General features: G+C 72.3%; 12 protein-coding genes and 1 tRNA gene. 6 read left to right on the plus strand and 7 right to left on the minus strand.

Going from position 1 to position 14,026, the window contains the following annotated elements; translation table 11 throughout:
• Together ABT106_RS26745 and ABT106_RS26750 are read right to left on the minus strand one after the other, a co-directional pair.
• Positions 1-107 (minus strand): biotin carboxylase N-terminal domain-containing protein (locus tag ABT106_RS26745; RefSeq protein WP_324787317.1); only part of this gene is annotated, 107 nt, incomplete at its 3' end.
• A 446-nt stretch (positions 108-553) separates the two neighbouring features.
• Positions 554-1,222 carry a DUF4097 family beta strand repeat-containing protein gene (locus ABT106_RS26750; protein ID WP_351282145.1) on the minus strand — a complete coding sequence of 223 codons (669 nt, stop codon included), beginning with the start codon at positions 1,220-1,222 and terminating at the stop codon, positions 554-556.
• A 224-nt stretch (positions 1,223-1,446) separates the two neighbouring features.
• Between ABT106_RS26750 and ABT106_RS26755 the strand changes: the two genes are divergently transcribed.
• Entirely contained in the window at positions 1,447-2,190 is a 744-nt protein-coding gene (locus tag ABT106_RS26755) for a helix-turn-helix domain-containing protein (protein WP_351282123.1), read from the plus strand.
• A 45-nt stretch (positions 2,191-2,235) separates the two neighbouring features.
• Here ABT106_RS26755 and ABT106_RS26760 read toward each other — a convergent pair whose 3' ends face one another.
• On the minus strand, positions 2,236-3,111 hold the full coding sequence (locus tag ABT106_RS26760) for a LysR family transcriptional regulator (protein WP_351282126.1): 876 nt from the start codon (positions 3,109-3,111) through the stop codon (positions 2,236-2,238).
• 131 nt (positions 3,112-3,242) lie between these two features.
• Here ABT106_RS26760 and ABT106_RS26765 point away from each other — a divergent pair, with 131 nt between their 5' ends.
• Both ABT106_RS26765 and ABT106_RS26770 read left to right on the plus strand, forming a co-directional pair.
• Positions 3,243-4,196: an EamA family transporter gene (locus ABT106_RS26765; protein ID WP_351282128.1), complete on the plus strand. Its 954-nt coding sequence runs from the start codon at positions 3,243-3,245 to the stop codon at positions 4,194-4,196.
• 349 nt (positions 4,197-4,545) lie between these two features.
• Positions 4,546-4,618: transfer RNA gene (locus ABT106_RS26770), tRNA-Arg, on the plus strand.
• Between the two features lie 132 nt (positions 4,619-4,750).
• On the opposite strand, the gene ABT106_RS26775 is transcribed toward ABT106_RS26770, so the two are convergent.
• From ABT106_RS26775 to ABT106_RS26785, 3 genes are all read right to left on the minus strand, one after another.
• Positions 4,751-4,948 (minus strand): hypothetical protein, encoded by a 198-nt coding sequence (locus ABT106_RS26775; RefSeq protein ID WP_351282131.1) that lies wholly within the window; start codon positions 4,946-4,948, stop codon positions 4,751-4,753.
• Between the two features lie 99 nt (positions 4,949-5,047).
• The gene (locus ABT106_RS26780; protein ID WP_502979484.1) at positions 5,048-6,958 is read right to left on the minus strand and encodes a DUF8823 domain-containing protein; all 1,911 of its coding nucleotides are present in this window, start codon (positions 6,956-6,958) and stop codon (positions 5,048-5,050) included.
• 112 nt (positions 6,959-7,070) lie between these two features.
• Positions 7,071-8,732, minus strand: coding sequence for a D-alanyl-D-alanine carboxypeptidase family protein (locus ABT106_RS26785; protein WP_351282134.1), 1,662 nt, complete (start codon positions 8,730-8,732; stop codon positions 7,071-7,073).
• 1,485 nt (positions 8,733-10,217) lie between these two features.
• Between ABT106_RS26785 and ABT106_RS26790 the strand changes: the two genes are divergently transcribed.
• The 3 genes from ABT106_RS26790 to ABT106_RS26800 all read left to right on the plus strand — a co-directional run bounded on the left by ABT106_RS26790 (position 10,218) and on the right by ABT106_RS26800 (position 12,474).
• Positions 10,218-10,952, plus strand: a complete 735-nt coding sequence (locus ABT106_RS26790; protein ID WP_351282136.1) for a GOLPH3/VPS74 family protein — start codon at positions 10,218-10,220, stop codon at positions 10,950-10,952.
• Between the two features lie 223 nt (positions 10,953-11,175).
• A complete protein-coding gene (locus ABT106_RS26795) occupies positions 11,176-12,060 on the plus strand; it encodes a helix-turn-helix domain-containing protein (protein WP_351282139.1) in 885 nt (294 codons plus the stop codon).
• A 204-nt stretch (positions 12,061-12,264) separates the two neighbouring features.
• Entirely contained in the window at positions 12,265-12,474 is a 210-nt protein-coding gene (locus tag ABT106_RS26800; protein ID WP_267726067.1) for a DUF397 domain-containing protein, read from the plus strand.
• A gap of 178 nt (positions 12,475-12,652) precedes the next feature.
• Here the strand turns inward: ABT106_RS26800 and ABT106_RS26805 are convergent, their stop codons facing one another.
• A complete protein-coding gene (locus ABT106_RS26805; RefSeq protein ID WP_351282142.1) occupies positions 12,653-13,513 on the minus strand; it encodes a hypothetical protein in 861 nt (286 codons plus the stop codon).
• Positions 13,514-14,026: the final 513 nt, after the last annotated feature.

Here is a 14,026-nt window from a genome sequence, read left to right on the forward strand (position 1 = left end):
CGGTCCGGATCGGCGTAGACGGCTACGCTCGCGATCCCGGCGTCCCGGCAGGCCCGGGCAACGCGGACAGCGATTTCGCCACGGTTGGCGATGAGTACCTTGCGCACGATGGCTCGTTTCTGCTGACGACCGAGAGATCACCCAGTTTCCCCGCAGCCACCACCCGAGATCAACTCAACGCCGTTCAGAGTTTGGTGAAATTCCTGCCGCCGCCCGGACGGAACCAGCAATCGTGATTCCGCTTCGTGCCTTCCCCTGGCGCCCCCTGGTCTTTCCCTTTCCGCGCCGCGGCTCCGAAGGGAAACACCACCGCGATCCGAAGACCCGGCGCCCGGCGCCCGGGCCGGAGCCCGTACGGGAATTCACCCGCCGGCCGGGGCCCTCTCGCATCCGGACAGGATCACCCTTGCCTGAACCGACCCAAATCGTTCGCGATACCGCGGACTTGGCGGGTATCGACCACCTCCCGGCGCGAGGCGATACCCCCTTCCGGCAGGCGCCCGCGCCGCCGGGAGGGCCGGGCGGGGCGGGCCCGGCCGTCGCGGGCGCTCCCTCACAGGCTCCGGGCCGTGATGTCGCCGTGGCCGGTGGTGGCGTGGACGGCGAGGGTGGCGGCGCCGGCGCTGTTCTTGAGGGCGTTGTGGATGCGGCCGTGACCGGTGCCGGCGTCGAGGGAGGCGCAGACCCCGCGGGCGGCGGCGATCGTGATCCCGCCGGACTGGGTGCGCAGCTCGACCGTGCCGTGCACGGCTTCGGCGATGCGGATGTCACCCTGCTGGGTGCTGATCCCGGCGGGTCCGCCGAGGCGGCCGACCGTGACGTCGCCGGCGAGGAGGGTCAGGCGGGCGGCGGCGGTCTCGTCGAGCTTGACGGAGCCGTGCGCGCTCTCGACGGTGACGTCGCCGAGGCGTCCGACGCCGCGGAGTTCGGCGCTGGCGGCCTTCGCCTCGACGTGGGAGCCGGCGGGGAGCTGGACGGTCACCTCGACGGATCCGGAGTTCCCGAGGATCCGGTTGCCGGCCGGGGCCGCCGCGATGCGCAGGACGCCGTCGGCGTACGCGATCGTGGTCCGCTCGGCGGCCTTGACGTCTCGGCCCTTCGAGGCGTCCGCGGGCAGGACCTCGACCGTGGTGTCGGCGCGGTCGGCGGCGATGAACCGCACGCGTCCGGCGGGGATGTCGAGGACGGCGGTGACGGGGGCGGTGGTGTCGAACTTCTGCATGGTGCTCACCTGTCTGCTCGTTGTTTCTGACATCGCAAACGCTACGTTGCATTCAATGATCCTTCAATGTACTTGCCCCACGGCAACGGCAAAATACCAGCTCACAGGCGGTATTTTGTTGCAATGATTCTGGATTCAAATGCAACAGCGGATCTTCAGACGTTGCAATGAACTGCGCGTGAAAGCTACACTGGACGCCTCACGCCACGCGAAGGGAGATCACGGTGCCGGGAGGCAGACTCACCCAGCAGGAACGCCAGCAGATCGCGCTGGGGGTGGCCGACGGGCTCGCCTACGCGGAGATCGCCCGGCGCCTGGACCGCCCCACCTCGACGATCACGCGCGAGGTGCTGCGCAACGGCGGCCCCACCGCCTACCGCGCCGACACCGCACACCGCGCCACCGAACGCCGCGCCCACCGCCGTACGCAGACGGCGTCCCGGGGAACGCAGCCGCCTCCGCAGGCCCACGGCCGCGACGCCGGGGCCGTGCTCGCGTACGAGGAGAAGCTCACCGCCGTCTTCATCGAGGCGGGCACGCCCAAGATGATGGCCCGGGTACTGACCTGTCTCTACACCAACGACACGGCCAGCCTCACCGCGTCCGAACTCGTCCAGCGCCTCCAGGTCAGCCCGGCGTCCGTCTCCAAGGCGGTCGCGTTCCTCGAAGGCCAGGGCCTGGTGCGCCGGGAACGCGCCGAAGGCCGGCGCGAGCGCTACGTCGTCGACGACGACGTCTGGTACCAGGCGATGATCGCCAGCGCCCGCGCCAACGCCCGGATCATCGAGGTCGCCCAGCTGGGTGTCGGCGTCCTCGGCCCCGAGACCCCGGCCGCCGGCCGCCTCGAGAACATCGCCCGCTTCCTCGACTTCGTCTCCGAGGGCATCGTCCGCGCCGCGGAACAGGCCCGCGAGGTCCTGCACACGAAACCCGACGCGACCCCGGACGCCACCGCTCCGCCCGCCTGAGAATCGGCCCCGTCGCGCACCTCGCGCACCCGCCGACGGCCGCGCTCACTCCTCCGCCGCGCCCAGCAGCTCCAGGAAGGCCGTGGCCGCCGGGGTGAGGCCCTCCCTGCCCCAGACGACGTACTCGGCGCGGGCCGGTGCGTCCGTGACCTCGATGGTGACCATCCCGGCCAGGCCCGCGACGTACCCGGGCGGGAGCAGGGCCACGCCGAGGCCCGCGCCGACCAGACGGGCCAGGTAGTCCGCGTTCGTCACCTCGAAGGCGATCTCGCGGGTGAGGCCCGCGGCGGCGAAGGCCAGATCCGACTGGGCCCGGCCGGCGGTCCTCGCCGGAAGGTCCACGAAGACCTCCGAGGACAGCCGCCGGAGGTCGACCGAGGTCTCCCCGGCGAGCGGGTGACCGGGGGAGACCACGGCGACCAGCCGCTCCCGGCCCAGCTCCCGGGCCATGACGCCCCGGGGGCGTGCCGTGACCGGGATGCCGAGGAACGCCACTTCGATCTCGCCCTGCCTGACCTGCTCGACGAGCTCGTCGCTGGCTCCCACGACGAGGCTGATCCGGGCCTTCGGGTGGCGCCGGTGGAACTCCTTGAGGACGGCGGGAACGTCCACGGCGGCGACGGTGGGGATCAGCCCGACCGCGAGGCGTCCGCGTACCTCCCCGACGGCCGCCGCGACTTCGGCGGCGGCCCGCTCCGCCGCGTCCAGGCACTGCCGGGCGGCGGGCAGGAAGGCGGCGCCCGCCGGGGTCAGCCGGACGCGGCGGCTGGTGCGTTCGAAGAGCCTCGCGCCGAGTTCCTTCTCCAGGCGCGCGATCTGGTGGCTGAGGGCGGACTGGACCACGAGACAGCGCTGGGCGGCCCGCGTGAAGCTGTTCGTCTCGGCCACGGCGATCACGTACCGCATCTGCTGGAGCTCCATGGATCCATCGTGATACGAGATCGATCATGTGACAAGCATGTGTTGGACTCATCGGTGCCCCGGATCCGACACTGGTGCCGGCGGACGGCGACGACGTGAACTCCGCTCGCCCTCAAGGGATGTGAGGCGGAATGAAGAACGGACAGAGCGCGCTCACCGCGCCCCTGACCGCCCTGGCTCCGGCGATCTGGGGCAGCACCTACCTCGTGGCGACCGAGCTGCTGCCGCCGGACCGGCCACTCCTGGCGACCACCCTGCGGGCCCTGCCCGGCGGCCTGGTCCTGCTGGCCCTCGGCCGGACGCTTCCCGTCGGCGTCTGGTGGTGGCGCGCGCCCGTCCTGGGCGTGCTGAACATCGGCGCCTTCAACTTCCTGCTCTTCGTCGCCGCCTACCGGCTGCCGGGCGGCATCGCCGCCATGATCCTGTCGGCGCAGCCCGTGTTCGTCGTCATCCTGGCCGCGCTCCTCCTCGGCGAGAGGATCCGACCCGTCCACGCCCTGGCCTGCGCCCTGGGCACCGGGGGCGTGGTGCTGCTCGTCTTCCGAGGGACGGCGTCGCCCGACGGCGTCGGAGTCCTCGCCGCGGTCGGCGGCGCGCTGTGCCTGGCCTCGGGCATCACGCTGACGAAGCGGTGGGGCCGGCCGGAGGGCGTGGGCCTGCTCACCTTCACCGGGTGGCAGCTCACGGCGGGCGGCCTGGCCCTGCTGCCGTTCTGGCTGCTGCTGGAAGACCTTCCCGACGGTCTCACCGGATCCAACGTCATCGGCTTCGCCTACCTCGTCACCCTGGGCGCGGTCCTCAGCTACGTCATCTGGTTCCGGGGCATCGAACGCCTCCCGGCCGTGGCGGTCTCCTTCCTCGCACTGGGCAGCCCGGTCGTGGCGGCCCTGCTGGGCTACTTCGTCAAGGGCCAGACGCTGTCCGCCCTCCAGATCGCCGGCATGGCCGTCATCCTCCTGGCGGTCGTACTCGGCCAGCCGCGCCCGCCCCGCCGCGAGCCCCGGGAGGAACCCCCGGTTCCACCCCGCGGCACCGTCTCCCAGCCCTCCGGCCGAACCGCTCCGGAACAGGAGCGCGGCGGATGACGGCGGACGCACCTCCCCACGCCGTGAACTCCGCCGCCGCGCCCCGGCCCTGACGCCGAGGGGGACCCGGGTACGGACGTCGCGCGCCAGGCCCTCGCCACGCACCCTGCCCGTCCCGGCGCAGGTCAGCGGCCTCCCGTAGCCTCCGGGAAAGCGCCGGGGCTTATGGGGGCGCATCCGCGGAGCACGATCCGCTAGGCTGTCTGCGGTCGGTCGGCCACACGGCACGTGCGGGAGAAAATGTCCACCCGGACATCTCACCCACCGCGCCGGACACCGGCTGACCACCGCGTTCGGCCCGCCGAGACGGTGACCTCCCGGGGTTTCCGCCAGGTGACCGACAAGCCCCGCCTTCGTAGCTCAGGGGATAGAGCACGGCTCTCCTAAAGCCGGTGTCGCAGGTTCGAATCCTGCCGAGGGCACTGCCTGCTTCGCAGGTCAGAGCATGGACGAGGCCCCCCGTTCCGTCGAACGGGGGGCCTTCGTCATGCCCGGTGCGCCTCCGCCTGAGGGCGGGCCCCGCCTTCGGGGGCGGGCCGCCTACGGGGGCGGCTTCAGCTCAGGCCCCGGCTGCGCTCGCCGATGCGGTCACCCTGCGGAGTGCCGGCCCGCTTCAGGGCCGCCTTCGTGTGCGCTCCGCCCTTGACCTTGCTCCGCAGCGGGCCCTCGAAGCCGTGGCCCTGGGCCCGCGGCACCTGCGGCTGCGCCTTCGTGATGGCGGCCTGGACGTCCTGCGTCTGCTCTTTGCTCATCCCGTCGTCAACTCCCTCGGGAAGCACCCAATCGGACTACTGGGATCGTATGCACATATACCGGCCGGCGCACCCGGGCCGAAGGCAAAGAATCCGGGATCAAGGACCGCGCGGCGGGGCCGGGTGGCCCAGGGCCTTCTGCACCAGCTCGTCCGGACAGGGCGTCCCCCGGGGCAGCTGGTACTTCGCCGTCACCCGGTACTCCCCCGGCCCCGGCGCCAGCAGCTCCGTCCACACGTCGCCCGACGGGTCCGGGGCGGCCTTGAACAGGCACCCGGCGGTGTTCGCGTACTCCTTCGGCAGCCCGGTCCCGCCGCCGCCCCGCGCCTTCGAGGCGAAGGTCTCCTGCGGCGGCATCACGGCCTTGCCGTCCCCGCCCACCAGCCCGAGCCACGGCGAGTGCGGGACGCGCACCAGCACCCGCCCCGCCTGCCGGACGTTCACGACGAGCTGGTCGGCGCCCGCCCGCACCACCCCCGCCGGCCCGGAGACCAGGTCGGTCGGCGCCTGGACCTTGAACAGCTGCCAGTTCGCGTCGCCCCACACCTGCTGGAGGTACGGCAGGCCCGCGCGCACCAGCCGCGCCTCGTCCCTGCCGCCCTCGTCGGGCCGGTCGGCGGGCAGCACCACGTAGTGCACGGCCCAGCGGTCCAGCCACTCCCGGTAGGTCACGTCGGTGAGGGTGTCGTCGTAGAAGAGCGGGTTGCGTTCCAGGTCGGCCTGCCGGTTCCAGCCGCGCGCGAGGTTCACGTACGAGGGGAACGCGGAGGACTCGCGGTGGCTGCTCGCCGGGACCACCTCGACCCGGCCGCGGGCGGCGCCCGCCTTCTCCAACTGGTCGACGAGCGGGGCCAGCTCCCGGTTCCAGGCGGCCAGCGGGGTGGTGCGGATGATGTCGGTGACGCTGTTGGTGGTGATCCAGGCGGTCAGCCCGGCGAAGGCCAGCAGCACCGCGTACCAGCGCCGTGAGCGCGGCGCGTAGTACGGGAGGGCCGCGAGCAGCACCGCGCCGCCGAACAGCATGATCATGCGGGTGACGTTGGAACCGACCTGGGAGTCGACCGCCCAGGTCAGGAAGGTGCCCACCGCGTACACGGCCGCCGCGACGCGCACCGTCTTCCAGCGCCTCGGCACGAGCACGCACACGGCCACCGCGAACACGAACGGCAGCCAGGCCGAGCCCAGCCGCATCGGCTGCGTCCCGGAGAACGGGAACAGCCACGCCGACAGCCCGACCACGGCCACCGGAGCCAGCCCCAGCGCGTACGCGCCCGGCCGCCGCCGGGTCAGGAACAGCGCGGCCGCCACCACCCCCAGGAACAGCCCGGCGACGGGGCTGGAGGCGGTGGCCAGCCCCGCCAGCGGGGCCGCCACGGCGGCCTTCGCCCAGCGGCGCCGCGACCACTTGCGGGGCCAGCAGAACACGGCGGCGACCGCGGCGAGCGCGAACATCGCGCCGAGGCCGAAGGTGACCCGGCCGGACAGGGCGTTGCAGAGCAGCCCGTACACCCCGGCGAGCGCGGGCCACAGCGGCTCGCGCACGGATCCGCGGCAGCGGGTCAGTATCAGCGCGATCAGCCCGGCCGAGACCGTACCGGCGATCATCATCGTGGTGCGCACGCCGAGCACGTGCATGAGGTACGGCGAGACCACGCTGTACGAGACCGGGTGCATCCCGCCGTACCAGGCGAGGTTGTACGCCGAGTCGGGGTGCCGCCCGACGAACTCGGCCCACGCGTCCTGCGCGGCGAGGTCGCCGCCGCTGTTGGCGAAGCTGAAGAACCACAGGACGTGCAGCACTCCGGCGAGGACGGTGGCGACCGCCACCGGGTGGCGGCGTGCCCAGCCGAGACCGCGCCGGCCCGGGCCGCCGGGCTCCGGCGGGGCGGCGGGGTGTGCTGCGGCGGCGGGATGTGCGGAGGCCGCGGGGTGTGCGGGCCTCCCCGAACCGGCGCCGGGCACCGGCGCAGCGGCGGCCGGCCGCCGTCCCTGCTGCTCAGCGGTGGTCACTGCCCACTCCCCCACACATCAGTCCCCTGCCCGTACGCACGTCCCGGATCCCAGGACGCGCCCCGGCACCCCGGGGTTGCCCGGGGCGCCGTCCGCGTGGTCGCCGCCGCCGTCAGCCGACGCGCGTCAGCTTGCTGCCGATGCCCGGCGCGGCGAGATCGCTCTTCAGCGCGACCGGCACCTTCACCTGGCTCGCCCCCTCGCCGACCGTCAGCACGCCGATCTCGGTGCCGGCCTTCGCGGTCTGCGGGATCTTGCCGCCTTCGCCCTGCGCCAGCTCGATGCCGACGGTCAGCGCACCCCAGCCGACGGCCTGGACGTCGGCGGTGGCGACGACCGGCGTACTGCCGCCGAGCCCGTCGTCCACATAGCCGACGACATCGCCCTTCTTCACGACGGGCGCCCCGTTCAGGGACTTCTGGGTGGCGGTCATGAGCTGCTTGCTCGCGGCGAGCACGCTGTCGATGATCGGCGGCTTGTGCTGGCCGAGGACGGCGCCGACGATCAGCTGCCTCGTCTTGCCGACGTCCTTGTAGGCGGCGAAGAGGAGGTTGCCGCCGGCCTTGGTCGTGGTACCGGTCTTGATGCCGAGCGACTCGTTGAACGGCACCAGGCCGTTCCAGTTCCGCCAGACCTTGCCCGAGGGGTCCTGCCAGCTGGGCTTCTTGGTGATCTCCAGCAGCGTCTCGATCTCCACCAGCTTCAGACCCAGCTTGACCTGGTCCTCGGCGGTGCTGACCGTGGTCGCGTCCAGGCCCGAGGGGTCCGTGTACGTGGTGTTCTTCATCCCGAGGTCCTTGGCGGTGTCGTTCATCTTCTTGACGAACGCCTCCTGGGAACCGGAGTCCCAGCGCGCCAGCAACCGGGCGATGTTGTTGGCCGACGGGATCATGAGGGCGGCGATCGCGTCGTACTCGGTGAGCTTGTCGCCCTCCTTGACCGTGTCGAGGGTGGACTCGTTGTCCGTGGAGTTGTTCTTCTTGCCCTCGGACTCGGCCGTCTTGTCGACATCGATCACCGCGCCCTTCTCACCCTTCGCGATGGGGTGGTCGCGCAGGATGATGTACGCCGTCATCGACTTGGTGACGCTCGCGATCGGCACCGGCTTCTGCTCGCCGGACTGGCCGAGCGTGCCGAGGCCGGCCGCCGCCATGTACGCCTGCCCCTCGCTCGGCCAGGGCAGCTGGGGCTTGGCGCCCTCGAAGGTGTACGAGGACTTCGCGGTCATCACGAGCGTCGGCTCGGGCAGCGGGCGCACCAGCTGCGCCACCGAGACGATGATCGCCAGGAGCACGACGACGGGCGCGTAGATCTTGAACCGCCGCACCGCCGTGCGCAGCGGGCTCGGCGGCGGGGGCGGGTTGTTGGTGAGGTCCGCGAGCATGTCGAGCGGCGGCTTGGGCGGCAGCGGCTGCTGCGTGGTCCGCTCGGGCGACTCGTACGCGGGTGCGGGCGTGGCCGCGGGCCTGGGGGCCGGCTTCGGGGCCACGGCCGGGGCCGGAGCCCCATCGGTCCGCAGCGGTACGAAGGTACTGGCCTTCGGCGGCGCGGCCCGGTCGGCGGCGGCGGTGCCCCCGGCCGACGCGACCGGGGGCTTGACCGCACGGAACACGGCGGTGCGCTCACTGTCCGCCTCGGCGGAATCGGCTCCGGACGGGCCGCCGCCCGGACGGTCGGCCGAAGCGGAATCCTTGGACGGGGTCGTGGCGGGGGTCGTGGTGGAGGTCGTGGCCGGGGTGGTGGCGGCGGGCTTGGCCGACGCCGGCGGAGTCACCGCACGGAACACCGCGGTCCGCTCGGACTCCCCACCGGACTCCGCCGGGGACGGCTTCGCCGCACCCGGACCCCCCTCGGCCCCGTCCCGGCCCGCCACCGGCTGAGGCCGCCGGAAGAAGTCGACACGCGACCCCTCACCGCCCCGCCCACCAGCAGAACCGGAACCCTCACCAACAGGCGGCTTCACCGCACGGAACACGGCAGTGCGCTCACTGTCCGCAGCAGCGGCAGGGGATTCACCCCCGGAACCACTGCCGTCACCGGCGCCACCGGTCGACTCGTCGGCCGAAGCGGAATCCCTGGCCGGGGTCGTGGCGGGGGTCGTGGCGGAGGTCGTTGGCGGGGTGGTGGCAGCGGGCTTGGCCGACGCGGGCGGGGCCACCGCACGGAACACCGCGGTCCGCTCGGACTCCCCACCGGACTCCGCCGGGGACGGCTTCGCCGCACCCGGACCCCCCTCGGCCCCGTCCCGGCCCGCCACCGGCTGAGGCCGCCGGAAGAAGTCGACACGCGACCCCTCACCGCCCCGCCCACCAGCAGAACCGGAACCCTCACCAACAGGCGGCTTCACCGCACGGAACACAGCAGTACGCTCACTGTCCGCAGCAGCGGCAGCGGATTCACCCCCGGCCCCAGCCCCAGGCCGGACCTCAGCCTCGGACTCGGACTTGGGCTCGGCCTTGGGCTCGGACTTGGGCTCGGCTCCGGACTTGGGCCCGGACTTGGGCCCGGACTTGGGCTCAGCCTCGGCCTTGGGCTCGGCCTTGGGCTCGGCCTTGGGCTCGGCCTTGGGCTCGGCCTTGGGCTCGGGCACAGGCTCGGCCTTGGGCTCGGCCTCGGGCTCGGCCTCGGGCTCGGGCACAGGCTCGGACTTGGCCTCGGGCTCGGGCTCGGGCTCGGCCTTGGGCTCGGGCTCAGGCTCGGCCTCGGAGGAGCCGGCTCCGGACCCGGCTTCCGCGGCGGGACCGGATCCCGATGCGGCTGCGGGACGGGAGGCGGGACCGGATCCGGAACCGGAACCCGCGGCACCCGGCGCCGCATCCGCCGCGGCCGAATCCGCGGCCGAATCCGCCGCCGACGGCCCGTCGGAACGGGCGGGCGCCTCGGCGGTGGCGACCCACGCCGCCACGGCCTCGCGCAGCGGGTCGCGCTCCGCGGGGGTGTCACCGGCGCCGCCCGAGGCGTCCTCGGGCTCCCTCGGCCGGAACACCGACAGCCTCGGATCACGCTCCGCGGAGGACTCCGCCGCCCCCGGCGCTCCTGCATCTACCGACTTGTCGGGGGACTCGCCCGCCACCAGTTCCTCCTCGATCGCCGCTACGTCCGGCTGTCCGAATGTCTAACAGTGTCCCGTCTGGGGGCATCGCCCCCGTGCTAGACGAGAACGACATAGTTGCGATTTCCCCCGCAAAGCGGTCAGGCGCTCTCGACAGATGAATGTGAGAGGCGTCACCCTGTCACTCATCCACGCGGGGAGGCATGGATGGGCAGGAGCCGCAGAACAATTCCGGAGGAGCTTCTGCTGCTCGCCTTGGACCCGGCCACGGGTACCACGGCGCAGCCGCAGTCGCTCGACCTCGGCCTGGCCGGGGCACAGCTAGTGGAGCTGGCTCTGGCAGGACGGATAGCCCCTGACGGGGATCGTATCGCCGTGGTGATGCCACGGCCGACAGGAGATCCGACTCTGGACTCCGCACTGGAACTGTTGCGCAGGCGCGGCAGTCCGGTTCGGGCCGTCCACTGGATCGGCGGACCCCGGCTGGGGCTCCGCCAGATTTACCTCGCTCACCTGGAGCGTTGCGGCATGGTCCATGCCGTCGCGGGACAGATGTGCGGGGTGCTGCCGACGACTCGCTACCAGGCGACCGACACGGCGATCAGCCGGGAGATCCGTGCCCGGCTCGACAGTGCGATCCGCACCGGCGTACCGCCGGACCCGCGGACCGCGGCGCTTGCCGCACTGGCCCACGCGGTCGGACTCGGCAAGCACCTGTACCCCGGCAACGAGGGGCGGTCGTCCAGATCCCGGCTTCGGGATCTGATCCGGCACGACCCCATGGGCGGACTCGTGGCGCATGCCGTGATGGACGTCCAGAACGGTGTGGCAGCACAGCCGCGCCGTGACCGCGCACCGGCACCGCCGGTCCGCGCCACGGCGAGCAGTCTGCCGCTCCAGCCACGCCGGACCGGTGCCATGGCCCGCGCGGCCGCGCACTGATCCACTCGTTCCATCGCAACGCCATCGCCGTGACCGGCGCCCCCACGGGCCCGGTCCGGGAACCGCCGACGCGCGGGGTGGCGGGGCCGGTTCGCCGGTCCCGCCACCCCGCGCGTCTGTTTTCCCGGCCGTTCCCCAGCGGCAGCGCACGCTTCGGTGGCAGTCTGCTCAACATCAGACACGCAGAGAGACAGCAACAGAAGAAGGCGGAGGTGCCGTTCACGTGGCGTCCAATGTCAATCCCACCGTCCGACGCCGCCGACTGGGCATGGAGTTGCGCAAGCTCCGCGAGGACAAGGCCATGACGGCCGAGCAGGTCGCCGAGCGCCTGCTCGTCTCCCAGTCGAAGATCAGCCGGCTGGAGAACGGCCGCCGTTCCATCAGCCAGCGTGACGTCCGCGACCTCTGCGACGTGTACGAGGTGGAGGACCGCCGGCTCGTGGACTCGCTCATGCAGATGGCCAAGGACTCCCGGCAGCAGGGCTGGTGGCACGCCTTCGGCGACATCCCGTACAGCGTCTACATCGGCCTGGAGACGGACGCCGCCAGCCTGCGCACGTACGAGCCGCTCGTGATCCCGGGGCTGCTCCAGACCACCGAGTACGCCCAGGCGCTCGTCCGCGGTGCCTGGCCGGAGACCGCCCCCGCCGACGTCGACAAGCGCGTCCAGGTCCGGATGCACCGGCAGAAGCGGCTCTCCGAGACCGAGAACAACAACCCGGAACTCGGGCCGCTGCGGCTGTGGGCCGTCATCGACGAGGCCGCGCTGCGACGGCAGGTGGGCAACACCCAGCTGATGATCCGGCAGCTGGAGTTCCTGATAGAGCAGTCGGACCAGCCGCACGTCACCGTGCAGGTGATGCCGTTCTCGCTGGGCGCGCACCCCGGCGTGAACGGCCAGTACGCGATCCTGGAGTTTCCGGACGCGTCCGACTCGACCGTGGTCTACATCGAGGGCGTGACGAGCGACCTGTACCTGGAGAAGGCCAACGACGTGCAGAAGTACAGCGTGATGTACGAGCACTTGCGCGCCCAGGCCCTCAACGTGGGCCAGACAAGGGAGTTCATCTCCGACATCATCAGCCAATATGCGGGCAAGGGCGAATAAACCCGTGCGAAACGGAGTACGTGGCAAGAGAGGGTCCGGTACGCTACACCGTCACTCCCCGGCCACAGAAGTCCTGACTGGAATATGCCACTCGGTCGGGTGAATGGCCCGTCCACCTCTCAGGAGCTGCCGGTAGCGTCGATCAGGTCGGCCGGAAAAGTGGTCGACACGACACGGGAACTACTCGCTGAACCGGAGAGAAACATGGCTATTCGCCAGGGCGCCACGCACAACTGGACCAAGTCCTCCTATTCCGCCAACGGCGCCTGCGTCGAGGTCAAGTCACCCGTCACGGAGGCCGTCGCGGTCCGTGACTCGAAGGTGCAGGACGGTCCGTCCCTCACCTTCGCGCCCGGCTCCTGGACCTCGTTCGTCACGGATGTCACCGAGGGCGGCTTCGGGCGCCTCGCCTGAACGTTACGGCGCCCGTCCCCACCGTCCCCTCAGCACGGCCAGCACCACACGCGCCACCCGCACTACAAGCACCACCCGCACCACCGTCTGGAGCCCTCTCGACCGGCCCGCCGTCCTGGCCGAGGGGGCTCGGCCATGTCCGCCCTGCGGGCGTACGGAACGACTTCGACGACACCCCCTAGCGGAGCTGGTCGACGTACCGGTCGGTCCCCGGCACCGTCGGGACGAACGGCGCGACCAGTTCCACCCGCCCCAGCCCCGCCCCCGCGACCTCCGCGTCCAGCCCCTGGAAGCGGTCCCAGCAGGTCCGGGGGTCCTCCTCCAGGAACCAGAGCAGCGTGAGGCGGGTGTCGACCCCCTCGACCTGCTTGACGTACGTCATCCGGTCGCCCGGCAGCGGTGTCGGCCGGAAGACCGTCACCATCGCGGCGGGCGAGCCGTGCAGCCGCTCCGGCAGGGCCCGCGTACGCAGCCACTCCAGCAGTTCCGCCCGCTGCTCGGGGCCGTCGGCGTCGACGACCTGGACGACGAGCCCGGCGTACGGGTGGTCGAGGGCGTGGAAGTCCCTCGGCCCGGCGGCCCCGTCGCGGTAGACGGTCGCCGCGTGGTCCTGGAAGGCCGTGAACACGTGCGTCCGGTCCTGGTAGACCCGGCCGTCCCGGTTGAGGCGCTTGTTGATGCCGACGGTCCACTTCATGTGCTCGTCGTAGCGGCCCTCGGTGACCCAGTACGTCGAGATGTAGCACCCGGCGGTGACCGGCTGGGCCACGGCCGACTTCTCGGGGTAACGCATCTGCTGGAGCTCCCGGGTGGCCACCCAGCGGCGGCCCGCGTACATCCAGGGCATGGCCATGGCCCCGGCGTAGTAGTGGTCGTCCTCATACCAGCGGTTGTACGCGAACTCGTGGCCCGGGTGCGGCTCCACCATGGTGATCAGCGCGTGGCCCGGCCGGACTCCGTAGGGGCCGACGGCCGCCAGTGCGGCGTAGTCGTCGGCGCGGGCGTCCTGCCGCCGGGGGTCCTGCTCTCCTGTCGTCATGGGACCGGTCTAGCTGATGCGACGTCAGATCGCGAGAGCGCGGGCCCCGTCCGACGCCGGAGCGGGGTCCGGGGGCGGGGGCGGGCGCGGACGCGGGGGCCCTACGGTGGCGCCCAGTGGGCGGGAAGCCCCTGGTGGGGGCGGGAGCCAGCCGGTAGCTTCCCCCTGATCGCACCCGCCACATCACCTGGGGACAGCTCCATGCGCAAGCGCCGCACCCGCCGGACCACGGGCCTGCTCGCCCTCGCGGCGGCCTCCGCCCTGACCGCCGCCGGCTGCGCGGCGCCGTCCGGGGAGCCGGCAGCGGAAACGAGCGCGCCCGGGGCCACGGAGACCGCACCGGCTCCCGCGGAGCCCGCCCCCGACCCCGGCCCGGGGGGGGGCGGGGGGGGGCTGGGGGGGGGGTGGGGGGGGGGGTTGGGGGGGTGGGGGGGGGGGGGGGGGGGGGGGGTGGTGTGGGGGGGGGGGGTGGTGGTCTACGGGGCTTTTTTTCGGGCCCGCTGGACCTTGACG

Origin of the sequence: Streptomyces sp. NPDC002044, from assembly GCF_040296725.1 — a bacterium.
Taxonomy (GTDB): domain Bacteria; phylum Actinomycetota; class Actinomycetes; order Streptomycetales; family Streptomycetaceae; genus Streptomyces; species Streptomyces antarcticus.